The sequence below is a fragment of the Marinomonas sp. G8-14 genome, assembly GCF_055808935.1.
This window is the reverse complement of record NZ_CM147891.1, coordinates 4,087,400-4,111,360: the sequence shown is the minus strand read 5'-3', so window position 1 is coordinate 4,111,360 and position 23,961 is coordinate 4,087,400. Positions and strand designations below refer to the sequence as shown.

Sequence of the window (23,961 nt, the reverse complement as noted above, 5' to 3'; positions counted from 1 at the left end):
ATCACCAAAAAAAAGACACCATAATGGTCAGTAATCCGTTATGGTGTCTTCTGTTTTATAAAATTTTAGCGATAAATGTTGTTATAGCACCAACTCACGACCGTCTTTAACTTACGTTTCTACTCTATTACATCCTTGATTTAACGCCTTATTCCACCGTAACGGATTTCGCTAGGTTACGTGGTTGGTCTACGTCTGTACCTTTGACCACAGCGACATGGTAGGACAATAGCTGTAATGGAATGGTGTGAACAATCGGTTCTAAAATACTGTCTACTTTTGGCACTTCAGTGAAGATGATGTTGTCTTCGTTATGTAGGTCTGTGTCCTTGTCTGCAAAGACATACAATTCACCACCGCGGGCTGCTACTTCTTGCAAGTTAGACTTGAGTTTGTCCAGCATGTCGTTGTGAGGAACGAGGGCAATAATTGGCATGTCTTCATCAACTAAAGCCAATGGGCCGTGCTTGAGTTCACCCGCTGGGTAAGCTTCAGCGTGAATGTAGGAAATCTCTTTGAGTTTCAATGAGCCTTCCAACGCGATAGGGTACATGGTGCCGCGACCTAAGAACAAAGCATTGTGCTTGTTAGCAAAACGATCAGCCACTTCCTTAATATGGGCATCTTGTAATAGTGCTGCGTTCACGTGAGCTGGCAATGAGCGTAAGGCTTGCACTAGCTCTTTCTCTTTTTCAGCAGACAACCCATTTTCCACGGCAATGGCAACGCTGGTGATCAACAACGCTGTTAGTTGAGTGGTAAAGGCTTTGGTAGATGCCACCCCGATTTCTGGGCCAGCATTGGTAAGAAGAGTCAAGGCAGATTCGCGCACCAAGGTACTGGATGGCACGTTACAGATCGCCAATGTCGTTAAATAGCCCAGTTCTTTTGCCATGCGCAACGCCGCTAAAGTATCGGCGGTCTCGCCAGATTGTGACAGGGTCAAAAATAAGGTGTTCTTTGGCACGGCCACTTTGCGATAACGGTATTCACTGGCGACTTCGACACTGCACGGTATGCCCGCGAGGTCTTCGATCCAATATTTTGCCACCATACCAGCGTGATAACTGGTACCACATGCAACGATGTGAACATTTTCGACTTCTTTTAAGAAAGCAGAGTCGGCGCCAAAACAGCTCGTTAGCACTTTGCTTTCACTGATGCGGCCTTCCAAACAAGCGCTAATGACTTTCGGCTGTTCGTAGATTTCTTTTATCATGTAGTGGCGAAATTCGCCTTTGTCCGTGGCATCAATGTTGTGGTTAAACACACTGATTGGACGTTTTTGCAAGTCACCGTTTGAGTCATAAATAGACACACTATCGCGGCTGACTTCAACCACATCACCTTCTTCTAGGAAGATAAACTGGTCAGTCACGTGCAATAAGGCCAATTGATCGGAAGCGACGAAGTTTTCTTCTATCCCCACACCAACCACCAACGGACTGCCTTTACGAGCCGCAATGAAACGTTCATTGTCGTCTTTTTGTACCACGCCAATCGCAAAGGCGCCGTGTAATTTGGTTAATGTGGTTTGCACGGCTTTTAATAAATCCGGCTGCGTTTTCATCGCATCGTGAATGAGGTGAACAATAACTTCGGTATCGGTCTCGGATCTGAATTCATAGCCTTTTTCTTTCAATTCGCGGCGCAAGGGTTCGTGATTTTCAATAATACCGTTGTGCACCAAAGCAAGATCATCACCGGAAAAATGCGGGTGAGCATTAGCTTCTGTCGGTTTGCCATGGGTGGCCCAACGAGTATGCGCGATGCCCATTTTGCCATCGAGGGGTTGCGCTTCAAACTTGTCTTTCAGTGCTTGCACTTTGCCTACGGCACGGTGTGAATACACACCTTCTTCGTTGTTAATTGCCACACCAGAAGAATCATAACCACGGTATTCTAAGCGGCTAAGCCCTTCGATAAGAATTTTTGATACATTACGGCGTGCAATGGCGCCAACTATTCCGCACATGTGAGAGTCCTTTTTTAAGTCTGCTAAAGGATCAGATCCCTTAAAAATACAGTGTCATTTAGTTCGAGAAATCGTTTCGTTTAGGGGACCTGCCCCTTTTCACTTAGAGAGCCGTTACTTTTTAACAGGTCTAGGCCAATTGTCTTTGTTAGTTTGCCTCGCTCTGGCAAACGCAAGTTGCTTCTCACCGACTTGTTTAGTGATGGTCGAACCCGCTGCGATCGTCGCCCCTTCGGCAATTTGTACCGGAGCAACAAGCGAAGTATTAGAGCCAATAAATACGTTATCGGCGACCTGTGTGAGATGTTTATTCACGCCGTCGTAATTGCACGTAATCGTTCCGGCACCTACGTTTACATTGGCACCCATGTCGGTATCGCCAATGTAACTCAAATGATTGACCTTACTGCCTTCGCCAATTCGCGCTTTTTTGGTTTCAACAAAATTGCCGATTTTGGCATTGTTCGATAACTGTGTGCCAGGACGCAAACGCGCAAAAGGCCCAATGTCACAAGACTCACCCACTTGGCTATCGTCTATTAAAGTATGGCTTTTAATGACGGTGTTATCGCCAATGATGCAGTCTTTTAGGTGGCAGTTAGGGCCAATTTCAACGCCATTGCCCAATACCACTTTGCCTTCGAACACACAGTTTACGTCTATCACAACGTCATGGCCTGTGGTCAATTCACCGCGCACATCAATGCGAGATGGGTCCAATAAGGTGGCACCGTTTTGCATCAGATGGATGGCCTGCTGATGTTGCAGCTCTCTTTCTAATGCGGCTAATTGTACTCGGTCGTTGACGCCCGCCACTTCCGCTGCGTTTTCAGGATTCACTGTGACGATATCCACACCATCACGAGCGGCCATGGCAATCACATCGGTCAGGTAATACTCACCTTGGGCGTTGTTATTGGTTAGCGCCGCAAGCCAAGTCTGCAGATGGTTATTGGGCGCCAATAAAATCCCCGTGTTCACTTCTGTGATAGCAAGCTGACTTGGTGAGGCGTCTTTTTGCTCAACAATGGCAGTCACTTTACCCTGAGCATCCCGTACGATACGGCCGTAACCTGTTGGATTATCGAGAGATATAGTCAGTAAAACCAAGGTATTTGGTGTTGATAAAGCCGTCATTTTTTCCAATGTTGAAGCTCGAATCAGAGGAACATCACCGTATAAGGTTAATGTGGCACCGTCGGCTTGTAAAAAAGGAGCAACACGGCGCAAAGCATCGCCCGTACCTTGTGGATCATGCTGCCAAACAATATTGGCCGAAAAATCCTGACAATTGGCTTCGACCTGCTCACCTTGATGGCCGACAACAAGATGCAATTTGGCTTCTGGCAGGGTGCTGGCGGTCATTAACACCCGTCTTACCATGGCGATACCGCCAACTTTATGCAGTACCTTAGAAAAAGTGGATTTCATTCGGCTGCCCTTTCCGGCAGCCAGAATTACGATGTCCTGAGTCATGAAGCGTCCTTGTATTGGCGTCTTGAAATAATGAATAAATTATCTATGGACGCTATTAGACCCTGTTGCAAAAAACGTCACAACCCAAATTGTCACAAAAAAAATGACATTTTTTCACCAAACACGGTAAGTCGATGATTTATTGGTATTTCAGAGGCATTTAAAACAAAGATTGTCATGAAAAAATTAACCAAAAACAACATAAACTCAGGCCTATTAAGATTGCCACTCCATGGTGTCTATCGACCTTGTTAGTCGCGCCTTTAGGCCGTCAAAAATTACAAAGGCCCTTGTCGCGCTAAAGCACGACCTTGTATGATGAATTTAATGGTTATTGAGGTGTATTATTTAACCATTATCGGGAGGCCGCGGCGACCTTGAGGCAGTGTACTGACCTCGCGTGTAGAGTGGCTCCCGCCTCATTTACTCATCTCGAAGAGTATCAAGAAGCACACTTAAGTGACTTCGCGTTACAAGGTTGAGCGGTAAAAAAGTGCGAGGTCGGGAACCGATAATTATTATCCAACCAAATTAGCGAGTACGCAAATTATGAGCACATTTGTAGGTATTGATATCGCAGCAAAAACCGTTGACCTTGTCATACGCCATGACAATAAAAATAGTCTAGTAAAAACCTTTGAGCAGACGCCAAATGGGCGAACAGAAATACTTACTCTCCTGCAACAACATGCGCCGCAATCTGTCGTTATGGAAGCCACTGGAATCTATTATTTGGATTTAGCTGTCGCGCTTCATGATGCCGACATACCTATCAGTGTGATTAACCCTAAAAGCTTTAACCACTTCGCTCAAATAAAACTAGAACACAGCAAAACTGATAATATTGATGCTGGCTTACTGGCTGAATATGCACAACGAATGGCACCTGAAAAGTGAACGCCTCCCCAGAAAAATAAATTAAAAATACGAGATATATCAAGGCAGATCAATCGTTTAACAGATGATTGCACCAAAGCGAAGAACCGCTTACATGCTATGAAATCTTATGAAGACACCTCTGATCTAGTCATCCATGATGAGCAAGATGGCATTGCGTACCTAGAAAGTCGTATTCAACGCTTGCGAATGGCAGCCCTAGAAATGATTAAAAGCGATACTGAAATAGCACAGCAATTTAATAATATTCTAGCGGCTAAGGGCATTGGAGAAGTCTCTGCTATTGCGATGCTAGGAGAGCTGATTATTTTACCTGAAACACTTAAGGCCAATCAGGTTAGTCGCTATGCAGGTTTGGATGTCCGACTTAACCAATCTGGTAGCAGTCTCAACCGTCCAGGTAGACTCAGTAAGGCTGGAAATGCTTATTTGCGTAGCGCGCTCTTTATGCCTGCCATGTCGGCTGTACGTCATGACCCAAATGTAAAAGCGTTTTACGAGGCATTAGTCGCACGAGGTAAGAAAAAGATACAAGCCATGTGCGCAGTTATGCGTAAAATGTTAACAGGGATATGGGCGTGTTTAAAATTAAACACACCCTATGACTCCTCAAAATTATTCAGTGATGAGCATAAAAAAGCTTGCGCTTAAACAGAGTATCTACATAAACCCTTGACGCGCCTTTACAAAAACCATCGTCAACGGCGAGACATTCAGAAACAAAAACGCCTCAGCAGAACTCCCTTGTTCTGCTGAGGCGTTTGTATTCAATAGCGGCTATAGGCTTTTCACAAACGGCCGATATTTGCCTATTTTTTGTAGCTAGATAGGTATTTATCTAACGTTTCTTGGCTAGCGGCTTTCACTGTCATGCCGTTTGGGCCTGAACCAATGCTGGTAAATTGTTTTGCTGGCTCGCCATGCTCTTTAAAGAATGCTAGATCTTCAGAGCCTGCTTTAAATACCCAAAGACGGCCGTCTTCAACTTCTGTTTTGAAGCCATCAATATCGTATTTTGAAGCCATAGACGACTCTGTCGCCGTAGTGGCACAAGCGGTCAAAGAAGCGCCTAGCAAGATGGCAATAAGAAGTTTGCTTTTGTTCATAGTAGTACCCTCTCAAATGGATTGTTTAAAATTGAATAAACCCATAATGAAAGATGTACATGACAGAAAGATGACATAAAACAGATATTATATTTTTTTCCATATATATTAATTTTCATATATTTTAAAAAACACATATATTAACATTGCCAATACCATAAGGCTTAGGCCGACTTATGGCTCAGTAGCATCAGGAGCATCCTTTGAACCCTATACAATTTTATAAGTGTCTCGCTGACGAAACGCGCTTACGCTGCATGTTACTTATTCATTTAGAAAAGGAATTATGCGTCTGTGAGTTGATGCAGGCCCTTGACGAAAGTCAGCCTAAAATTTCTCGTCATCTGGCTCAATTACGCCAGTGTGGTTTATTAACAGACCGTCGTCAGGGTCAATGGGTGTTTTATAGTATCAATAAAACATTGCCTGAGTGGGCCTTGTCTGTTCTATCCGAAACCGCCACTCAGAACGAAGATTTTCTTGTTATCAATCAACAACAATTGCAATGCATGGGGGATAGACCAGAACGTGCCGTCGCTTGCTGCGCATAGTATTTAAACAACATAAGGAAGTTAAAAGTGGGCGTGTAAATGGGAGTGCCTGTCATGTTTGATGGCTCACTCTTTTCATTGGTTACTGTATTCTATTTGAGGTAAGTATGACAATTAAGGTCGGTATTAACGGTTTTGGTCGGATGGGGCGTTTGTCTTTTAGAGCGGCATTCGATTGGGATGACGTGGAGTTTGTACAAATCAATGATCCCGCTGGCGATGCCGCCACATTGGCGCATCTGATCACTTTCGACTCAGTTCATGGGCGCTGGCATCATCAGGCTCAAGCGCAAGACAATGTGATGATAGTGAATGGCCAACGCCTCGTCTGCACACAAAACAAAACCATCGCAGAAACCGACTGGTCTGGCTGTGATGTGGTGATCGAAGCCAGTGGCAAAATGAAAAGCAAAGCCCTACTGCAAGCTTACCTTGACCAAGGTGTGAAACGTGTTGTGGTGACCGCACCAGTAAAAGAAGACGGTGTGCTGAATGTGGTCATGGGGGTTAACCAGCATTTGTACGATAAAGCTCAACATACCATTGTGACGGCGGCGTCTTGCACCACAAACTGTTTGGCGCCTGTGGTGAAAGTGATTCATGAAAAATTGGGCATCAAACATGGCTCCATGACCACCATCCACGATATTACCAATACGCAAACCATTCTTGATGCGCCCCATAAAGATTTGCGCCGTGCCAGAGCCTGTGGCATGAGTTTGATTCCAACCACGACGGGGCTCTGCAACGGCTATTACACATATTTTCCCTGAGCTAACAGGCAAATTAAACGGTCATGCAGTGCGCATTCCTTTGGCCAATGCGTCGTTAACCGACTGTGTGTTTGAAGTGGAACGTGAGACCACGGTAGAAGAAGTCAATCAGCTGTTAAAAACCGCATCGGAAACCGAGTTAAAAGACATTTTGGGGTACGAAGAACGTCCGCTGGTGTCCGTGGATTATAAAACCGACCCCCGCTCCAGCATTATCGATGCCTTGTCCACCATGGTAATCAATGGCACTCAGGTAAAGCTGTATGCTTGGTACGACAATGAATGGGGCTACGCCAATCGCACCGCGGAATTGATGCGTATGGTTGGCCTTGCTGATCAGGAATAATCCAACATGTTAAGCCTTGCGCAGCTTTCTCCAGACATTCGTCAATACCTGGTCGTTACAGGTAATTACTGGGCTTTTACCCTAACCGATGGCGCCTTGCGCATGTTGGTGGTGTTGTATTTCTATGGGCTAGGTTACAGCCCATTTGACATTGCTATGTTGTTTGTCTTTTATGAAATCTTTGGGGTTGTTACCAATCTTGTCGGAGGTTGGCTTGGCGCCCGGCTTGGCTTAAATCGCACCATGAATGTGGGGCTGTTTATGCAAATCATCGCCCTCGCCATGTTGCTGGTTCCGTCCAGTTTACTCACCGTGCCTTGGGTTATGGGGGCACAAGCGTTATCGGGCATTGCAAAAGATTTGAATAAAATGAGCGCCAAAAGCTCGATCAAATTGCTGGTGCCCAATGACGCTCAGGGACAGCTGTACAAATGGGTCGCCATTCTCACTGGGTCTAAAAATGCCTTAAAAGGCGTTGGCTTCTTTTTGGGTGGCGCACTGCTTAGTCTATTAGGATTCCAAGGCGCTATTTTGCTCATGGCAGCTATGCTGACGTTGGTGTGGATCGCCAGTTTGATTAGCCTAAAAAAAGACCTTGGCAAGGCGAAAAACAAACCTAAATTCACTGACATTTTCTCGAAAAGCAAAGCGGTTAACTATTTATCCGCTGCGCGGCTGTTTTTGTTTGGTGCGCGAGATGTGTGGTTTGTGGTAGCGCTGCCGGTGTTTCTGGCCAGTACCTTTGGTTGGGATCATTGGTATGTAGGGGGATTTCTAGCCCTGTGGGTCATTGCTTACGGCATTGTGCAAAGTCTTGCACCAAGACTCACCGGCAAAGCAGACGGCAAAACACCCGATGGACGACACGCCTTTGGCTGGGCACTGGCACTGGGGATAACGCCCATTTTTATCGCGCTTGCTTTGGATTATAACTGGCAGGTGGAATTCGCGGTTATTGCCGGATTGCTCGCCTTTGGTGCCATCTTTGCGGTGAACTCATCTTTGCATAGCTATTTGATTGTCAGTTATGCAGGGGAAGATGGCGTTTCTCTCGACGTGGGTTTCTACTACATGGCAAACGCCATGGGCCGACTCATTGGCACCGTGCTCTCAGGATGGCTTTACCAAGACTACGGACTGGCAACCTGTCTTTGGTTTTCCACAGGATTTATCGGCCTAACGGCGCTCATTTCATTAGGATTGCCCAAACATAGCAGAGCAGCTAAGCCTATTTTGCCTTAGTGCTGTGTTATTTATTTATCTTATTGAGATCAATGACTTCTTCGCGAATAAAGCCATATTTAACCTATCTATTCAATATTAATAGTCGACGGAATACAAAACCATACTTGACTTACTCACAATTGGATAAAATAATGGAACCATGTTCCATTATAAAAACAAGATAGGAAATAGCAAAATATGGCAAATATAACCCTAAAAAACGTGACCAAGCGTTTTGATAAGCTAGAGACGATACACAGTGTCAATCTTGAACTGTGTGACGGAGAGTTTGTGGTTTTTGTCGGCCCTTCTGGCTGCGGTAAATCTACCTTACTACGCTTAATTGCTGGCCTTGAGGAGATAACAGAAGGCGTTATTGAAATCGGCGATAAAAACATGAATAACATCGCGCCAGCTAATCGAGGCGTCGCCATGGTTTTTCAATCTTATGCCCTCTATCCACATATGAGCGTCAGAGAGAATATGAGTTTTGGCATGGAAATGCGAGGCGAATCAAAAGAAAACATTCACACACGAATCACCAAAGCCAGTCACATTCTGCAACTTGATGAGCTGCTTGATCGCAAACCAAGACAACTCTCTGGTGGTCAACGACAGCGTGTGGCAATTGGTCGAGCTATTGTACGTGAACCTGATGTCTTTTTATTCGATGAGCCGCTTTCCAACTTAGACGCTGAGCTACGTGTTGACATGCGCATACAGATAGCCCAACTCCATAAAAAACTCAAATCTACTATGATTTATGTCACTCACGATCAGGTGGAAGCCATGACTTTGGCGGATAAAATCGTTGTCCTACGAGCTGGCTACATTGAACAAATCGGTTCCCCTATGGCGCTATATCACAATCCCAACAATACATTCGTTGCAGGCTTTATCGGCTCTCCCAAAATGAACTTTTTACCCGCAGTTATTAGTAATATTGAAGCGGATAACCAAGTTGTGATTGATTTTAATGGGCAAAAAATACCCTTTAAATCCCAATCGGATCAACTCGCTGTAGGAGACAAAGTGACACTGGGATTTCGTCCAGAACATATAAATCTAGAGCTGCAAGAAAGCGGCTTTCATTTTGATATCAGTGTTGACGTAGCAGAACATCTAGGTGGCATCAGTTACCTTTATAGTCACTTTGAAAACCACCATGTAATAGTTGAAGTGTCTGGTGAAAATCTAATCATATCCGGTGAAGTATTAAATGTTGGAATCAAACAGAGCGACTGCTACTTATTCGACCATGCAGGCAAAGCATTGATTGAACGCGTTCTACCAAATCGATAGCTGTATAAAAAATAACCCTTTACTAACGCGCGTTAGTTTAGTATTTATTAGAGAATTAATGGGTCGAAATTTTTTTAACCAAAAAAACTAACGCGCGTTAGTTCAATAAAAATAAGAAGGAATCACCATGCCATTTATGTCGCGCAAAATGAAAAATTCGCTTTTTGGGTACCTGTTTATTTTTCCTGCTTTGATTGGCTTTTTGCTTTTTTATGCATGGCCTGCTGGTCGGGCTGTAGGCATAAGTCTAACCGACTGGAATTTACTGAGTGAGCCATATTATGTTGGGAACTCGACAACTATGTCGACATGCTCGAGGACGATCAGTTTTGGAATGGTTTAAAACTCTCCGCTTACTACGTGCTGCTCAATATTCCTTTGCAAATTATGCTGGGATTGTTTTTAGCGGTCGCCATGGATCGTTTGACCAAATCTCTTTTTGTCAAAGCCGCTATCTTACTGCCGTATTTACTCTCCAATGTTTTAGTGGCATTAGTCTGGCTGTGGATGTTAGATCCGATTCTAGGGATTGTGAACAGTCTAATTTCTTTCTTTGGTTTAGCACCTCAAGCCTATCTTGGTGATCCAGATCAAGCTCTTATATCGGTCGCCGCCATTAACATTTGGCGTCATATGGGATTGTGCGCCATGCTCTTTTTAGCTGGCCTACAGACGATTCCGAAATACCTCTATGAATCGGCATCTTTGGAAGGGGTCACGGAATTTCAAATGTTCCGCAAAATCACCTTGCCGCTGTTAAGGCCTGTGATGGTATTTGTCTTAGTCACCAGTGTCACAGGATCATTCCAGATCTTCGATACCATTGCGGTTACCACGGCAGGAGGCCCTCTCGACTCAACCAGAGTCATTGTCTACTACATAGTTCAAAACGCTTTTAGCTTTTACAAAATGGGCTATGCCTCTGCGATGTCAGTCACCTTATGCATGATTATGCTGGCTTACACTCTTCTTCAAATGCACATTATGAGGGCTTCCGAAAGTGATCTTAATTAAAAAAATTACCCCTGCACGTTGCGTCGCTTGGTTGATCTTAATCACCATGTTGGTGGTGACCATCTTTCCATTACTGTTTGTGGCAAAGACATCCTTTGTGCCAGCGGAAGAGCTGTATACAACATCGACACAGCTCTTGCCTGACAATCCAACGACGTCTAATTATAAAAAGATTTTTGGCCTATTGAGTACTGAGGAATCCATCGCCGCTGGCGGTTCTGGTGCGAATATAAACATCACAACGTCAATGATTAACTCGGTCATTTTTACGGGTATTATTGTCATTGTGCAAACCTTTAATTGCGCGTTGGCCGCTTACGCTTTTGCCCGAATTCCCTTTTATGGCAGCAGGCTACTCTTTGGTGCTTTTGTTGCCTCTATGATGATCCCCAGTGTGGTTACCTTGATCCCAAATTTCGTCTTAATGAGAGATTTAGGGTTACTGAATTCCATGCTTGGTATGGTGGCACCCTTCTTCTTAATGCACGGTTTCGCCGTATTCTTTTTACGACAGTTCTTTATTTCTTTACCCAAAGATATCGAAGAAGCCGCGCAACTTGATGGCGCAAACTCGTTCATGATTTTTTTCAAAATTGCCCTGCCACTCAGTTGGAATTTCATTAATGACGGTGGCCACTTTAACCACCATTAATATGTGGAATGAGTTTCTCTGGCCTTTTCTCATTGCGACCGATGACAGCATGAAGACCTTACCCGTTGCCCTGCAGTCATTCAAATCCCAAACCCCTCAAGGTCAACCTGATTGGGGCGGTTTAATGGCAGCCACCGTCATTGCCACTATTCCGACCATCATCATGTTGTTCTTTTTTGGTCGTCGTATCGTCGAATCTGTCCAGTTTACTGGCGGTAAATAAAAATAACAAAGGAGATATACCATGAAAATACAACGTCTTGCATTCACTTCTCTTGCCATAGCGGTCAGTGCAAGTGCTGCCCAAGCGGTGGAAATAAAATATGTACTTTGGGATTCTAACCAGCTCCCAGCTTACCAACAGTGCGCTACGGATTTTAGCGCGAAGCATCCGAACATCAGTGTCAAAATCACCCAATCGGGTTGGGATGATTATTGGACGGCACTCTCTACTGGCTTTGTTTCTGGTACTGCGCCCGATGTGTTCACAGATCATTTGGCAAAGTACCCTGAGTTTGTGAAAAACAACCAACTTGTGGACCTATCTAGCTATATCGAGCGTGACAAACTGGACCCCAGTATCTACACAGACGGCCTTTACGAGGTGTGGGGCAAAGACGGCAAACAATTTGGCTTACCCAAAGACTGGGACACCATTGCCATGATCGTCAATATGGACATGGCCGAAAAAGCGGGGGTGACCTTAGATGAGCTAAATTTGATGACATGGAACCCGCAAGACGGTGGCAGTTTCGAACAAATTGTTCGCAAACTGACACTGGATAAAAATGGCAACAATGCAACCTCAGATAAATTTGACCCCAATAATGTGGCGGTTTATGGCTACCAAAACCCTGGTGCTGGCGGCATGTTAGGACAAACAGAATGGAGTTATTTTGCTGTTTCAAATGGCTTTAAATTCCAAGACAAACCTTGGGGAAGCCAATTTTATTACGATGACAAATCCCTTGTTGACACCTTGGATTATCTTGCTGGACTGTCTAAAAAAGGCCTTTCTGCCGATTTTAAAAACACTCAGTCTCTTGGTTCAGACTCTATGTTTGTCGCAGGCAAAGCCGCCATTATTCCTCAAGGTTCATGGATGATTACTTACTTCGATAACAATGTGAAAAGTAAGTATCACTGGGTTCCTCTGCCTAAAGGCCCATCAGGTAAACGCGCCACCATGTTTAACGGCCTTGCCGATTCTATTTGGAGCGGCTCTCAGCACAAAGAAGAAGCATGGCAATGGGTGAAATATTTGGGATCCGCTGAATGCCAAAGCGTCGTTGCGTCAAAAGGTGTGGTCTTCCCTGCCATTAAAGGCATGGCGGAAAAAGCTGTTGGTGCCCAAATGCAACGCAATATCGACTCGTCTGCCTTTCTGACCATGTCGCAATCTGAAACCTATCTTCCTCCGATTGCGAAAAATGGTGCACGTATCGATAGCACGATGGAAAGCGCCATTCAATCAATTTTACTCGGCAAAGAAAGTGCACAAAAAGCCCTTTCAGATGCCAACAAAAAAGTTCTCCGTTACAGCAAATAACAACAATTAATCTGGCCAGACTCTTTTTACGTGAATGGCCACTGACTAAAGGATAGACATAATGCTTTCTCCTAAAATTGTACTTATTGGAGCGGGTAGTACCGTTTTTACTCGAAACCTATTGGGCGACATCTGGTCTTTGCCAGCCCTTAAACATGCCAAAATTGTGTTGCATGACATTGACGAGCATCGCTTGGATCTCTCTTTAGCCGTAGCACATAGATTGGCTGATATGCTTGATATTAAACCCGACGTTAGTACCGAAAAAAATCGTCGCATTGCCTTAAAAGACGCCGATTTTGTCCTTAGCACCATTCAAGTGGGTGGCTACAAACCAGCGACAGTGCGCGACTTTGATATCCCCAAAAAATACGGTCTTGAACAGACGATTGGCGATACACTAGGCATCGGAGGCATCATGCGAGGACTGCGCACGATCCCAGTCATGTTAGAGATGATAAAAGATATGGAAGAAGTCAGTAGTGATAAGGTCATCCATCTCAACTATGTAAACCCAATGGCAATGATTACTTGGGCTTTAAACAAAGCAAGCGACAAAGTCAAAACCGTTGGCTTATGTCACAGCGTACAGCACACAGCATATGAACTGTCTCAAGATCTTGGCATTCCAGTGAATGACATAGCGTTTCAGTGTGCTGGCATTAACCATATGGCGTTCTATACAAAATTAGAGCACAAGGGTGAAGATCTATACCCCAAATTAAAAGAGCTGGCCAAGCAAAATACAATGCCAGATTGGAACCGTGTTCGCTATGAGGTAATGCAACAATTCGGCTATTTCCCCACAGAATCCAGTGAACACTTTGCCGAATATGTGCCATGGTTTATTAAACCCGGACGTGAAGATTTGCTTACTGACTTCCATATTCCACTCGACGAATACCCAGGCCGATGCCAAGTCTATGAGGTAGCGTGGCCTTTTATCGAAGAAGAATTACGTCACCCAGGATCACAATCCACAGCGATGCTGAAAGATCAGCTGAAAGCAAAAAATATCAAGGTGATGTCACGAGAAATTGATAATGCAGCGCACATGCTTTCTGGCCTATCAGAAATCAAACGCTCCGTTGAATACGGTAGTACCATTATCAATTCCATGGTGACGGGAGAGCCAAGCGTAATTTACGGCAACGTTATCAATGATAAACTCATTGAGAACCTACCTGAGGGTTGTGCCGTTGAACTCGCTTGCTTAGTCGATCATAATGGCGTGACTCCAACGCGTGTTGGCCATTTACCTGTTCAACTTGCCGCCCTAATGCGAACCAATGTGGGTGTACAAGAAATGGTGGTAAACGCCGTTTTAGAGCAGAATAGAGATCATATTTATCATGCTGCCATGTTAGATCCTCACACCAGTTCCGTGCTCGATATAAAACAAATACGTGCTATGGTGGATGAATTAATGGAAGCACATCGGGACTACCTACCCGACTACTTTTACCATTAACCTAACTGTAACTTTTGCGCTACTCTTTACTCAAAAATAATAAGCATCGAGTGGCGCTTATTTAGGATACCGATATGAAACCAACCAGTATCGAGGTGGCTAGACTTGCCGGCGTCTCTCGAACCACCGTATCCTTTGTATTGAACAATGTTAAAAAGTCTGGCATCAGCGAAGCAACTCGCACCAAAGTACTCAATGCGGCAGCAGAACTGGGTTATGAACCTAATGCGGCAGCCCAATCTCTTGCTTCTGGCTCGTCAGCCACCATAGGACTCGTGCTACCCGATATTCAACATCTTTATGTGGATGCCTTCTTGGCTCGTGTTGTCGCTTCTGTAGCGGAAGAATCTCGCGCGCAAAACATGAAATTATTAATCGAATCTACCGATGGCGAAGCGTCACAAAACTATCGAAGATTGGCAAAAAGTGGTCGAGTGGATGGCTTGATTGTCGTGAACCCTAGAGAAGGCGATTATAGAGAGGCTCTCTGAGATCAATCGTTTATTCATGCCTCTTGTTGCCTTTGGCAGCCCATCACGTAGCATTGCAACGGGATACGAATTCAGTACAACCGGCAGTAATAACTTTGTCAATGCAAAACTAGCCGTTAACCATCTTATCCAACTCGGTCATAAAAAAATTGCTCATATTGGCTTCGCATCCTCTGCTTTTGCCAGTGTGCATTCTCGAGAAAGAGGTTGGTTAAGTGCTCTAGAAGAAGCCGGTCTGGAACAATACGCTGTCAAAGAATTTGCCAACTTAAGTGCCGACAGTGGATACCAAGCCTGCTTGCGTTTACTGCAAAAAAACATCCCCTTCAGCGCGATTTTTGTTGGTAATGACACCGTTGCATTTGGTGTCATGAAGGCTTTATTCGATAATGGCTTAAGAGTCCCAGAAGACATCGCCATTGTTGGCTATGATGACATTCCATTGGCCAACTTCGCCCTGGTTGCTCTCACCACCATAAAAACCTTCCCAGAAGAACATGGTCAGAAATCGGTGGCCATGTTGATAGAGCAGTTAAACGGTAGCACATCGGCAAAGCATCATAGAATTGAATCTCAGTTGATTGTGAGAGACTCTTGTGGTTCGAAGCTAACAACATAAAAAGCAGAATAAAAAGACGTTTCAGCAGACATCAATCATCCTCCGCAAATAGGGTTTCTATCTCATCCCATTGGGGTAATCGATGTTTTTAGGCGCCACATATAGTGTTAAACCTAGAGTTAAACCGACCGCATCTGGGTAACGTTACTGAATATCTAACGACCCGGTGAAGTGGCCATTTTCGATCAATGACAAGGTCGATTTATGAATACCTGCCTGCCCTGCGATCTGCTTTTGCGTTTTCTTCATCGCTTTGCGTGCGGCACAAATTTTCTCGCCGATTTCTTCTCGATCGGCCATTCTGCCATCCAAAACCGCTACTGACATATAAAAAGTTGCTATATAACAAACACATTAGCCGATTTAATGCTTCTTCTGATACACAGAGAAGTCGATGACATTGTCTTTGTGTTTAACGTCTTTGATCTTCTCAGAGCTGGATTTGGCGTTTTTAGAGTTGGTGTTTGTAGGCTTGGCATTCTTTTGATTCCGTTCGCCTTCCCCCAGATGAGCAACACCAACTGGCAAGGACTTGAGTAATTCAGCAAGGGCGGCGTCGGCGGCGTTGTCATCCAAGTCTTCTACCATATTGCCTAATGAGAAGTGTTGAACGTAATTTTTCACTTCCAACAAGTTCGGTGTGATGGTTTTTTCTGGATCAGAAGAATAGGCATTGAGCCATTGCAGTAAAAAAGCTTGAACAGGATAGAAGTGACCTTTTTGGCCTTTCGCATGACGGGGTATTTCACCGGTATAAAGGTTGAAGTCAAGTAAGTCCTCTTCCTCTTCGAGCATGAAGTCTTCGTAACAATGACGCTGCAAATACCAGGACACATCATTCATATGAGCTTGCGCGCTGCGATCGTTGCGTTGATAAAATAGCGCATTGTTACCTCTTTGATGGCACGCTTCTAAGGATTCAGCAATCTCTTCTACGTTCATATTATGGGGGGCGGTAATGCCCATAATATTCAGGTACAAATGCCCTTCAAAATCGTTTAAAAAACTGGCTACGTCCCCTTTTTTGGGCGCTAACATAGTCATGCAATAACGTGTGTTGTAGTCCATCACCAGCAAGTATTTTTGCCGTTTCACCGATATACAGTGTACTAACCAATGCCACTCTGTGTCGTATGCCTTGGTTAGCCCTAACCGATCAGGAAACACCACACCATCTCTGGCCTGTTCGATGGATTCAGCAATGGTCTTGTGCGGTGGCGTTGCGACACAGGTGCGCTTTTCGCCTTTTACCGTGGTAGTAAAACACTCCATCGCGGCTTTCGTACAGTTAAATACCCACATTAGAGGCCTCCGGTCATGCGATTGGTAGGGAATACATTCTTATCAACTACCTGTTATTTTGCCACATAAGGACAAAAGCTCATTGGACTTTCGTTAAAAACAGCGTTTTTTGTCGGTATGTCTCCTTAGTCATGCTGTGAGCCTAATGGAATGCCCTGCTCTGGAGAATAAAAAAAGGCGAACCGATTAATTGGTTCGCCTAAAGCGGTTGTTACTTATCAGTTCAGGGAATCGAGATTGTTACTCAAGCATGTTGGTAGTAACCGTATTCATTTTCGTATTCTTCATAAATGTCTCGCGGCATTTTCTTCTGCGGTCTCATCTTATGAAAAGCGGCTTTTAATCGCGTGGCTTTGTGTTGTAGTCGTTCAATGCGTCGTGTCACCGTTCGGCTTGTACGGCTAGCAGCGCTGTCTATGGCCGAATACAAATCGGCTTGTTGCTCGCTTATTACCACTTCTTTTTGGCCATTGAGTTTGACCAGAACTTGGCAGTGCTTGTCTTCACCACCTTTCGGACCGTTGACATCGGTAAGCGTCACGGTCACTCGTTGAATATTGTCATAACGGGAATTCAAGGCAAAATTAAGACGACGTTTCACATACGCTTTTAAACTTTTGGTCAGCGCTAGACGACGTGCTTGGACTTTGATTCTCATCTTGTTCTCCTTCACTCATGAATGAGTAAGTTATGTTGGAAGTTTCACGTTACTCACAAAAACTCATAAGATATAATCGAATTATTTATGTAAACAATCAGCTTTTCTCGAAGTATTGGTGAAACATGATCAATTTCAAACATTTGCACTATTTCTGGATGGTGGCAAAACAAGGCAGCATTACAAAAGCCAGCGAGCATTTGCACATTACCCCGCAAACCATCAGTGGACAGATCGGCTTACTAGAAGAGCAACTGGGTAAAGAACTGTTTAGCAAGGTAGGCCGCAACCTCGCGTTGACCGATACGGGTCATATGGTGATGAGCTATGCGGATGAGATATTTTCCTTAGGCAGTGAGCTGGAGCAATCAGTACGCATCGCATCCACCGATAGAACGCAATTACTCAGGGTCGGGATCGCTGATTCTATTCCTAAATCCATCGCTTATCGTTTGTTGGCACCCGCTATGGCACTCGAAGATCCAATACGCTTTATCTGCAAGGAAAACAGTCTCGAAAGTTTATTAGGGGAATTGGCGTTGCATAAGCTGGATCTGATTATTGCCGATGGTCCCATTCCACCCCACTTGGGCGTGCGTGGCTATAACCACTTTTTGGGCGAATGTGGTACGTCTTTTATGGCGGCACCAAACCTAATAGAACAAGATAAAGCGGATTTTCCAAAGAACCTAATAGGTGCGCCTTTTTTGATTCCCAGTGATCAATCGTTAATACAAATTCAACTCTTACAATGGCTGGAAAAACACCATATTCATCCGAAAATCATGGGGGAATTTGATGACCGAGCCCTGATGAAAACCTTTGGTCAGGCAGGTGCGGGGGTGTTTATCGTGCCATCGGCTATTGCGAACGAAGTGGCTAAGCAGTTTCATGTGGAAGCCATCGGCAGCACCGAAGAAATACGCGAGCAGTTCTTCGCCATTGCCACCGAACAACGCCTTTCCAACCCAGCGCTGGTTGCCATCACAGACGCGGCAAAAGGCTGGTTAAAACATAAGTAACAACGCAAAGATAGCCGCACTTTATAGGCTATCTTTTACGCTTTTTTTAGTTCGTTCTACTAGGTCAGACGGTTTCATTTGCCAAACCAGCTTGAAGCCTTTTGCCCCCAAATACAGGAACAAAATAGGAATCAAGACCGTATTAAACGCAAACAGTGCCAATAAGGTAAGGAAATCGTTGACGAGACCATTGAGCGTGCCCACGTACTCACTGACCTTGTCTTTAAAATGATTCAGGCCAAAAGCACTTTGCTTCATAGAAGCAAAAAAACTTTGCTCTTCTGAATCCAGATTCTCTAAATCATCAATGGACGCTTGTAGCATACTAATCTTAATTTGGCTGGCTTGTATCGTCTGCTGAAGGCTATGGCGCTCATTCGCTAAAAGACTCTGCTCTGCTCGTAAATCCGCTAATATTTTGTCGTTATTAAAGACAATGTCTAACGTAGATAAGGTCTCTTTGCGAGCCGATATCTGACGATTCAGAGACGCATTTTGGGCCGTTAAATCCGCTAATCGTCCATTGTGCTCGGACAGCATTTTTTCTTGCTCGTTGAGCTTGGTTTGCACACTTTGTTTGTCTTTCTCCAAAGATTGTTTTAGATCGAATGCAACCCCTAGCCCCGTCGTGACATCATTCATATCAGCCGAATACACTTGAATTTTATCCATGGTTTGCGTCTTTTCATCACTTAAAAACGATGCATCAACCAGCGCTGACAGTAACACCACCAGTACCAATAAAAACTTCGCCCCCACGGCAGTAACAAAGACTTTATACGCCACTTCAGCAAAACGACTTTTGCACCAATATAAGTAGCCAAACAGCAAACCAGAAAACGTCACAAAGACTTTAAAATACACGGTGGAGATGATTTTAAGCAAAATACTTTGAAAGATAAGCGACGACACTGCGACCTTCATGACACCGGAAAAATCTTCGATCATGTCGTTAAATGGGTCTAATAACTCACCAATGGTTACAGAGCTGACAAACACACTGATTTGGATGCTTTGTAACACCGATACCGTCGCGTTAAACAACTTAGCCAAACCAAACGCACTTAACGCCTGCACTAAGGAAGAAGAGACATAGTCAGATGCTTTACTGTCAAGCAAGCCCCACCACGAAAAAACAATCGCCAACACAATGGCAAGGTAATAACCGTTTATTTTACCGAGTTGCTTAAGCACTTGTTTGCCCTCTTCCTTTGGATGTGTCTTTATAGCAGTTTAGACATGAAAAGAGCGACAAAAGATAGCAATGAATGTCACAGGACTGGTCAAAAATGGTACGCCCGAGAGGATTTGAACCTCCGACCTTCGCCTCCGGAGGGCGACGCTCTATCCAGCTGAGCTACGGGCGCATTAGGGTTGTCTGACGGGGATATCTTTGCATGGAGCAAAGTAGGCCAGAACAAATTTGAGTGCGTATTCTAAAGGAAATCCCTCAGGATTCCAGTGCTTAATACAATAATGTTAGCCCAAAGTGTTGATATTCTGCTTTTGCACTAAGATTTCGGACGACGAACGGGTCTGTGGTCGCTGCCCGATGGTGTTTTCGTCATGATTAGCCAATGGCGTGCATTTCTTTGACGACAAATTCGTTTACTAAGTCATCCGCTAGGGCAATGTAGGCTTTGATGTGCGCACTTTCCATGTGGTCATGCCAGACGTCGTAACCTGTCCAACGCTCTAAAAACACAAAGACATTTGGATCTTGGTTATCTTGATGTAGATCGTATTGCAAACACCCGGCTTCAGCTCGAGTTGGCGCGACCAAGTTTAATAAAGCACTTTTTAAGGGCTCCGCTTTACCTGTTTTCGCAGTGATGGTGGCCACTAAAGTGAGCACATTTTCCATTGTCATTCTCCATTACAGTACCTGACTGTTTTACAACGTGTGTATTGTCATTGCCTAACCATGACCGAATAGTCATCTGTCAGTACGGTTTTATCGTATAATGATTTGACTGTTAAGTCCTTAATCGAAAGAAGGAAGTACCGTGTTTTTTATCCGTCTGTTGCGTTCTTATCGGCCTCTTGCTCTGTCGTTTGGCGTTTGTTTACTCGCGCTCTTGCCCGCACATGGTCAAGCTTCTGAGGAAACAAACACCACAGCACAACCCTATTCTGGTCGTCCAGTGACGCAGATTTATAACACTTATTGTATTGCTTGCCATGTCAATGGCGTTGCAGGGGCGCCACGTATAGGTCATGCCGAAGAGTGGCAACCACGCATTGAAAAAGGTATAGATACTTTACTAAAAAATGCGACCAATGGCTTTAAAGCCATGCCACCAAAAGGTTTGTGCTTTGATTGCAGTGAAGATGAGCTGCGTGGTGCGATTCAATACATGATCGACAATAGCCCAAGCAATTAGCTATTTAGCATGGCTTTTAAGGCCGATAAAGACGCGAGGCCTCGTTCTTTTTTCGCGCTTTCGCCTTCGTCACCGCGCCCTTCCCAAACAAGATCTTCTTCTGGCAGTTCGTCTAAGAATCGGCTCGGCATGCAGTCGATTTCTTCGCCATATTGACGGCGTTTGGCGGCTAAGGTAATGCATAAGGTTTTCTTCGCTCGAGTGATCCCGACGTAAGCCAAACGGCGCTCTTCTTCAATGTCGTCGTTTTCAATGCTGTTTCTGTGCGGTAACAGTTCTTCTTCGCAGCCAATTAAGAAAACGTGAGGGTACTCAAGACCTTTAGAAGCATGCAGTGTTAACAGCTGAACCTTGTCTTCGTCTTCCTCTTCTTCTTGGCGTTCTAACATGTCGATTAATAACAGTTTACTGATGGCTTGATCCAAGCCTGCGCTTTCGTCCTCTTCCCATGCGGATTCCATCATGCGCTGGATAGAGTCCAGCAGGAAACGCACGTTTTCAATACGGCGTTCCGCCGCTTTTGTCGATGAGGTTTGTTCCTGAATCCAACTGTAGTAATCCATATCATGGATCATTTGCTCGATCACAGGCACAGGCGACGCACCGCCTTCTAAACGCTTACGCAATGTAGAGAGCCAACGTTCAAAATCTTGTAAGCTTTTTAATGAGCGCCCAGTAATGCTGTCTTCTAGCTCTTTATAGCCCGACGCTTCGAACAGGCTGATACCGCGCTCGGTGGCAAGGTTGCCGACTTTTTCTAACGTGGCTGGGCCAATTTCTCGACGCGGTAAATTAACAATGCGTAAAAATGCGTTGTCGTCTAATGGGTTGACCAAAAGACGTAAATAGCCCATTAAGTCTTTGATTTCGGCGCGGGAGAAAAAAGACGTGCCGCCGTTCATCTTATAAGGGATGCGATAAGCTTGCAGTTTGATTTCCAATAGTCGAGCTTGGTGGTTACCACGGTATAGGATGGCAAAATCTCGATAGGGAATATCATGACGTAGGTGCCGAGATTGTATTTCAGCCGCGACACGTTCGGACTCAGCGTCTTCGTTACGCGTTACCATGATACGGATCGGGTCGCCCTCTTCGTGATCACTCCACAAGGCTTTGTCGTAAATGTGTGGATTGTTGGCAATCAAGGTATTGGCGGCTTTGAGGATACGTTTGGTGGAACGATAGTTTTGCTCCAGTTTGACCAATTTTAAATTGGGATAATCCACCGACAAACGTTCCAAGTTTTCTGGGCGTGCCCCGCGCCAGGCGTAAATGGATTGATCGTCATCTCCCACTAGGGTAAAGCAGCGACGAAAACCCGCTAATAAGCGAATCAATTCATACTGACTGGCGTTGGTGTCTTGGCACTCATCCACCAGCAGGTAGCGTACCTTTTTCTGCCAACGCTCTCGCAACTCCTCGTCAGCCATTAACAGACTGACAGGCAACAAGATTAAATCGTCAAAGTCCACCGCATTGTAAGCACGTAAATAACGTTGGTATTGCACATACACTTGTGCGGCAAGCAAAAACTCTTCTGTGTCCGCATTGGTGATGGCTTCTTGCGGTGTTGTTAAATCGTTTTTCCAATTGGAAATGGTGTTCTGACAATACGCCGCTGCGTCCATTTGACCATTGAATTCTTTATCCAGAATCTCTTTGACCAAACTGAGCGAGTCTTGGGAGTCAAATAGGGTAAACCCTTCTTTTAGGCCAGCACGACGATATTCTTTGCGAAGAATCCGTAACCCTAAATTATGGAAAGTCGAAATACTCAAACCTCGGCTTTCTTGCTTTGATAACATGCCAACCACACGCTCTTTCATTTCACGTGCGGCTTTGTTGGTAAAGGTTACCGCAATGATGCTATTGGCTTTAAAGCCACAAGTTTGGATCAAATAGGCGATTTTCGTCGTAATTACACTGGTTTTTCCGGAGCCAGCGCCTGCCAATACCAGCAAAGGGCCATCAATTTGTTTGACGGCATCCAATTGACGTTCGTTGAGATTACGCAGACGTTGGGCTATGGAGAGTAATGGTTCGCTCATGGAAAACTCAGGCTCTGGCTATTAAAAATCAGCCGTAAGTGTACCCGACAATCGCCCGTCTCGCACTGAGAGAAAAAACCAACGGGTGAAAAAAGGGACGCTCAAGTGGCATCCCTTTCATTAACACCAATTAGGTATTTTATTTAGACGTCTCTGTGTGGTGATTGTCCACAACAGGTCGACGGCTCCAATAGCTCGCCAACAAAGACCCTGAAATATTGTGCCAAACGCTGAAAATGGTGCCAGGTAAAGCCGCCATTGGTGTGAAAAATTTCACGGCAAGCGCTGCCGCTAAACCAGAGTTTTGCAAGCCTACTTCGAAAGCGATGGTTCGACAAATACGCGCATCAAATCCCAGCAAGTATGTCACCCAATAGCCTAAGATCAAACCAATGGCATTATGTAAAATCACCGCAGCGGCGACGATCATACCGACTTGAACGATCTTCGAAGCACTCAAAGCCACGACAATGGCAATAATCAACACGATGGCAAACATGGAGATATAAGGAAAAATCGGTTCGGCTTTGCGGACAAACTTCGAGAAGAAGGTATTAATCAGTACGCCACCAGCAACGGGCAAGAGTACGATTTTGAACAAGCTCATTAGCATTGACGCAACCGGCACGTCGACACTTTGCCCTATCATCAGCGAGACTAGGAATGGCGTTAACACCACGCCAAGCAGCGTCGAAATCGCCGTCATAGAAATCGACAAGGCGGTATCGCCTTTTGCCAGATAACACATAACGTTCGATGACGTACCACCCGCCACGCTACCAACCAGCAACATGCCCACGGTCAATTCGGTATCAAAGCCAAAAGCAAAGGCTACACAAAACGCCGCAATGGGCATCACCAAGAATTGCAATAACACACCTACACCGACGGCTTTACCGTTTTTCAATACTTGTTTGAAATCCGCAGGGCTTAAGGTCAAACCCATTGCCAACATAATGATGGTTAACAAAGGAACAATCTGAGAACTCAAGCCAGTAAACAAACTTGGCTGTAAAAAGGCGACGCCGGAAAGCAACAACGCCCAAAGGGGGAAAAGCTGAATTACCATAATACAAAACTCCACGTATGCCATTCGCCCTT

General features: G+C 44.8%; 24 protein-coding genes, 1 tRNA gene and 1 pseudogene. 15 read left to right on the top strand and 11 right to left on the bottom strand.

From position 1 onward, the window contains the following. Nucleotides 1-148: 148 nt before the first annotated feature. A complete protein-coding gene (gene glmS / locus AC0L6V_RS21070; protein ID WP_265220263.1) occupies nt 149-1,975 on the bottom strand; it encodes a glutamine--fructose-6-phosphate transaminase (isomerizing) in 1,827 nt (608 codons plus the stop codon). A gap of 114 nt (nt 1,976-2,089) precedes the next feature. Beyond that, nucleotides 2,090-3,451, bottom strand: coding sequence for a bifunctional UDP-N-acetylglucosamine diphosphorylase/glucosamine-1-phosphate N-acetyltransferase GlmU (gene glmU, locus AC0L6V_RS21065; protein WP_265220262.1), 1,362 nt, complete (start codon nt 3,449-3,451; stop codon nt 2,090-2,092). 549 nt (nt 3,452-4,000) lie between these two features. On the opposite strand from glmU, the gene AC0L6V_RS21060 reads away from it, so the two are divergent. Further along, complete coding sequence (locus tag AC0L6V_RS21060; protein ID WP_265220261.1) at nt 4,001-4,348, top strand: IS110 family transposase; 348 nt, start codon at nt 4,001-4,003, stop codon at nt 4,346-4,348. A gap of 99 nt (nt 4,349-4,447) precedes the next feature. After that, a complete protein-coding gene (locus tag AC0L6V_RS21055) occupies nt 4,448-4,999 on the top strand; it encodes a transposase (protein WP_409419032.1) in 552 nt (183 codons plus the stop codon). A 158-nt stretch (nt 5,000-5,157) separates the two neighbouring features. Here the strand turns inward: AC0L6V_RS21055 and AC0L6V_RS21050 are convergent, their stop codons facing one another. After that, nucleotides 5,158-5,454 (bottom strand): hypothetical protein, encoded by a 297-nt coding sequence (locus AC0L6V_RS21050; protein WP_265220259.1) that lies wholly within the window; start codon nt 5,452-5,454, stop codon nt 5,158-5,160. Nucleotides 5,455-5,657: 203 nt separating this feature from the next. On the opposite strand from AC0L6V_RS21050, the gene AC0L6V_RS21045 reads away from it, so the two are divergent. From AC0L6V_RS21045 to AC0L6V_RS20995, 11 genes and pseudogenes are all read left to right on the top strand, one after another. After that, complete coding sequence (locus AC0L6V_RS21045; protein WP_265220258.1) at nt 5,658-6,005, top strand: metalloregulator ArsR/SmtB family transcription factor; 348 nt, start codon at nt 5,658-5,660, stop codon at nt 6,003-6,005. A 107-nt stretch (nt 6,006-6,112) separates the two neighbouring features. Further along, nucleotides 6,113-7,124: pseudogene (locus tag AC0L6V_RS21040) on the top strand (ArsJ-associated glyceraldehyde-3-phosphate dehydrogenase). Between the two features lie 6 nt (nt 7,125-7,130). Beyond that, on the top strand, nt 7,131-8,366 hold the full coding sequence (gene arsJ, locus AC0L6V_RS21035; RefSeq protein ID WP_265220257.1) for an organoarsenical effux MFS transporter ArsJ: 1,236 nt from the start codon (nt 7,131-7,133) through the stop codon (nt 8,364-8,366). A gap of 180 nt (nt 8,367-8,546) precedes the next feature. Further along, nucleotides 8,547-9,650, top strand: a complete 1,104-nt coding sequence (locus AC0L6V_RS21030; protein WP_265220256.1) for an ABC transporter ATP-binding protein — start codon at nt 8,547-8,549, stop codon at nt 9,648-9,650. Between the two features lie 309 nt (nt 9,651-9,959). Beyond that, nucleotides 9,960-10,664: a carbohydrate ABC transporter permease gene (locus tag AC0L6V_RS21025; protein ID WP_418138579.1), complete on the top strand. Its 705-nt coding sequence runs from the start codon at nt 9,960-9,962 to the stop codon at nt 10,662-10,664. Next, nucleotides 10,651-11,316, top strand: a complete 666-nt coding sequence (locus tag AC0L6V_RS21020; protein ID WP_265220254.1) for a carbohydrate ABC transporter permease — start codon at nt 10,651-10,653, stop codon at nt 11,314-11,316. The genes AC0L6V_RS21025 and AC0L6V_RS21020 overlap by 14 nt, the downstream gene beginning before the upstream one ends. Further along, complete coding sequence (locus AC0L6V_RS21015; protein WP_265220253.1) at nt 11,288-11,539, top strand: ABC transporter permease family protein; 252 nt, start codon at nt 11,288-11,290, stop codon at nt 11,537-11,539. The genes AC0L6V_RS21020 and AC0L6V_RS21015 overlap by 29 nt, the downstream gene beginning before the upstream one ends. 21 nt (nt 11,540-11,560) lie before the next feature. Then, entirely contained in the window at nt 11,561-12,865 is a 1,305-nt protein-coding gene (locus AC0L6V_RS21010) for an ABC transporter substrate-binding protein (RefSeq protein WP_265220252.1), read from the top strand. Between the two features lie 61 nt (nt 12,866-12,926). Continuing rightward, nucleotides 12,927-14,336, top strand: a complete 1,410-nt coding sequence (gene melA / locus AC0L6V_RS21005) for an alpha-glucosidase/alpha-galactosidase (RefSeq protein ID WP_265220251.1) — start codon at nt 12,927-12,929, stop codon at nt 14,334-14,336. A gap of 74 nt (nt 14,337-14,410) precedes the next feature. Further along, complete coding sequence (locus AC0L6V_RS21000; RefSeq protein ID WP_418138578.1) at nt 14,411-14,827, top strand: LacI family DNA-binding transcriptional regulator; 417 nt, start codon at nt 14,411-14,413, stop codon at nt 14,825-14,827. Nucleotides 14,828-14,843: 16 nt separating this feature from the next. Further along, nucleotides 14,844-15,446, top strand: coding sequence for a substrate-binding domain-containing protein (locus AC0L6V_RS20995; RefSeq protein WP_418138577.1), 603 nt, complete (start codon nt 14,844-14,846; stop codon nt 15,444-15,446). Between the two features lie 144 nt (nt 15,447-15,590). Here AC0L6V_RS20995 and AC0L6V_RS20990 read toward each other — a convergent pair whose 3' ends face one another. The 3 genes from AC0L6V_RS20990 to AC0L6V_RS20980 all read right to left on the bottom strand — a co-directional run bounded on the left by AC0L6V_RS20990 (nt 15,591) and on the right by AC0L6V_RS20980 (nt 17,406). Further along, a complete protein-coding gene (locus AC0L6V_RS20990; protein WP_409419028.1) occupies nt 15,591-15,773 on the bottom strand; it encodes a helix-turn-helix domain-containing protein in 183 nt (60 codons plus the stop codon). A gap of 36 nt (nt 15,774-15,809) precedes the next feature. Further along, the gene (locus tag AC0L6V_RS20985) at nt 15,810-16,748 is read right to left on the bottom strand and encodes a DUF6933 domain-containing protein (RefSeq protein WP_409419027.1); all 939 of its coding nucleotides are present in this window, start codon (nt 16,746-16,748) and stop codon (nt 15,810-15,812) included. A gap of 244 nt (nt 16,749-16,992) precedes the next feature. After that, a complete protein-coding gene (locus tag AC0L6V_RS20980) occupies nt 16,993-17,406 on the bottom strand; it encodes an HPF/RaiA family ribosome-associated protein (protein WP_111607117.1) in 414 nt (137 codons plus the stop codon). Between the two features lie 125 nt (nt 17,407-17,531). On the opposite strand from AC0L6V_RS20980, the gene nhaR reads away from it, so the two are divergent. Then, nucleotides 17,532-18,428: a transcriptional activator NhaR gene (gene nhaR, locus AC0L6V_RS20975; RefSeq protein WP_409419026.1), complete on the top strand. Its 897-nt coding sequence runs from the start codon at nt 17,532-17,534 to the stop codon at nt 18,426-18,428. Nucleotides 18,429-18,449: 21 nt separating this feature from the next. Here nhaR and AC0L6V_RS20970 read toward each other — a convergent pair whose 3' ends face one another. The 3 genes from AC0L6V_RS20970 to AC0L6V_RS20960 all read right to left on the bottom strand — a co-directional run bounded on the left by AC0L6V_RS20970 (nt 18,450) and on the right by AC0L6V_RS20960 (nt 20,292). Further along, nucleotides 18,450-19,622: a hypothetical protein gene (locus AC0L6V_RS20970; RefSeq protein WP_409419025.1), complete on the bottom strand. Its 1,173-nt coding sequence runs from the start codon at nt 19,620-19,622 to the stop codon at nt 18,450-18,452. Nucleotides 19,623-19,718: 96 nt separating this feature from the next. Beyond that, nucleotides 19,719-19,795: transfer RNA gene (locus AC0L6V_RS20965), tRNA-Arg, on the bottom strand. A 203-nt stretch (nt 19,796-19,998) separates the two neighbouring features. After that, the gene (locus AC0L6V_RS20960; protein ID WP_409419024.1) at nt 19,999-20,292 is read right to left on the bottom strand and encodes a putative quinol monooxygenase; all 294 of its coding nucleotides are present in this window, start codon (nt 20,290-20,292) and stop codon (nt 19,999-20,001) included. A 142-nt stretch (nt 20,293-20,434) separates the two neighbouring features. On the opposite strand from AC0L6V_RS20960, the gene AC0L6V_RS20955 reads away from it, so the two are divergent. Beyond that, nucleotides 20,435-20,812 carry a c-type cytochrome gene (locus AC0L6V_RS20955; RefSeq protein ID WP_265220242.1) on the top strand — a complete coding sequence of 126 codons (378 nt, stop codon included), beginning with the start codon at nt 20,435-20,437 and terminating at the stop codon, nt 20,810-20,812. On the opposite strand, the gene rep is transcribed toward AC0L6V_RS20955, so the two are convergent. Further along, the gene (gene rep / locus AC0L6V_RS20950; RefSeq protein ID WP_265220241.1) at nt 20,809-22,860 is read right to left on the bottom strand and encodes a DNA helicase Rep; all 2,052 of its coding nucleotides are present in this window, start codon (nt 22,858-22,860) and stop codon (nt 20,809-20,811) included. The two genes, AC0L6V_RS20955 and rep, sit on opposite strands and share 4 nt — an antisense overlap. Before the next feature lie 139 nt (nt 22,861-22,999). After that, nucleotides 23,000-23,929, bottom strand: a complete 930-nt coding sequence (locus AC0L6V_RS20945; protein ID WP_265220240.1) for a bile acid:sodium symporter family protein — start codon at nt 23,927-23,929, stop codon at nt 23,000-23,002. Nucleotides 23,930-23,961: the final 32 nt, after the last annotated feature.

What these genes read in the sequence shown, in the direction of transcription:
- AC0L6V_RS20985 (WP_409419027.1), bottom strand. Translation starts at nt 16,748, where the DNA reads ATGTGGGTATTTAACTGTACGAAAGCCGCGATGGAGTGTTTTACTACC.
- rep (WP_265220241.1), bottom strand. Translation starts at nt 22,860, where the DNA reads ATGAGCGAACCATTACTCTCCATAGCCCAACGTCTGCGTAATCTCAAC.
- AC0L6V_RS21000 (WP_418138578.1), top strand. Translation starts at nt 14,411, where the DNA reads ATGAAACCAACCAGTATCGAGGTGGCTAGACTTGCCGGCGTCTCTCGA.
- glmU (WP_265220262.1), bottom strand. Translation starts at nt 3,451, where the DNA reads ATGACTCAGGACATCGTAATTCTGGCTGCCGGAAAGGGCAGCCGAATG.
- AC0L6V_RS20995 (WP_418138577.1), top strand. Translation starts at nt 14,844, where the DNA reads ATGCCTCTTGTTGCCTTTGGCAGCCCATCACGTAGCATTGCAACGGGA.
- AC0L6V_RS20980 (WP_111607117.1), bottom strand. Translation starts at nt 17,406, where the DNA reads ATGAGAATCAAAGTCCAAGCACGTCGTCTAGCGCTGACCAAAAGTTTA.
- melA (WP_265220251.1), top strand. Translation starts at nt 12,927, where the DNA reads ATGCTTTCTCCTAAAATTGTACTTATTGGAGCGGGTAGTACCGTTTTT.
- AC0L6V_RS21050 (WP_265220259.1), bottom strand. Translation starts at nt 5,454, where the DNA reads ATGAACAAAAGCAAACTTCTTATTGCCATCTTGCTAGGCGCTTCTTTG.
- AC0L6V_RS21055 (WP_409419032.1), top strand. Translation starts at nt 4,448, where the DNA reads ATGAAATCTTATGAAGACACCTCTGATCTAGTCATCCATGATGAGCAA.
- AC0L6V_RS21060 (WP_265220261.1), top strand. Translation starts at nt 4,001, where the DNA reads ATGAGCACATTTGTAGGTATTGATATCGCAGCAAAAACCGTTGACCTT.
- AC0L6V_RS21030 (WP_265220256.1), top strand. Translation starts at nt 8,547, where the DNA reads ATGGCAAATATAACCCTAAAAAACGTGACCAAGCGTTTTGATAAGCTA.
- AC0L6V_RS21010 (WP_265220252.1), top strand. Translation starts at nt 11,561, where the DNA reads ATGAAAATACAACGTCTTGCATTCACTTCTCTTGCCATAGCGGTCAGT.
- AC0L6V_RS21025 (WP_418138579.1), top strand. Translation starts at nt 9,960, where the DNA reads ATGCTCGAGGACGATCAGTTTTGGAATGGTTTAAAACTCTCCGCTTAC.
- AC0L6V_RS20960 (WP_409419024.1), bottom strand. Translation starts at nt 20,292, where the DNA reads ATGGAAAATGTGCTCACTTTAGTGGCCACCATCACTGCGAAAACAGGT.
- AC0L6V_RS21015 (WP_265220253.1), top strand. Translation starts at nt 11,288, where the DNA reads ATGACGGTGGCCACTTTAACCACCATTAATATGTGGAATGAGTTTCTC.
- AC0L6V_RS20945 (WP_265220240.1), bottom strand. Translation starts at nt 23,929, where the DNA reads ATGGTAATTCAGCTTTTCCCCCTTTGGGCGTTGTTGCTTTCCGGCGTC.
- arsJ (WP_265220257.1), top strand. Translation starts at nt 7,131, where the DNA reads ATGTTAAGCCTTGCGCAGCTTTCTCCAGACATTCGTCAATACCTGGTC.
- nhaR (WP_409419026.1), top strand. Translation starts at nt 17,532, where the DNA reads ATGATCAATTTCAAACATTTGCACTATTTCTGGATGGTGGCAAAACAA.
- glmS (WP_265220263.1), bottom strand. Translation starts at nt 1,975, where the DNA reads ATGTGCGGAATAGTTGGCGCCATTGCACGCCGTAATGTATCAAAAATT.
- AC0L6V_RS20990 (WP_409419028.1), bottom strand. Translation starts at nt 15,773, where the DNA reads ATGTCAGTAGCGGTTTTGGATGGCAGAATGGCCGATCGAGAAGAAATC.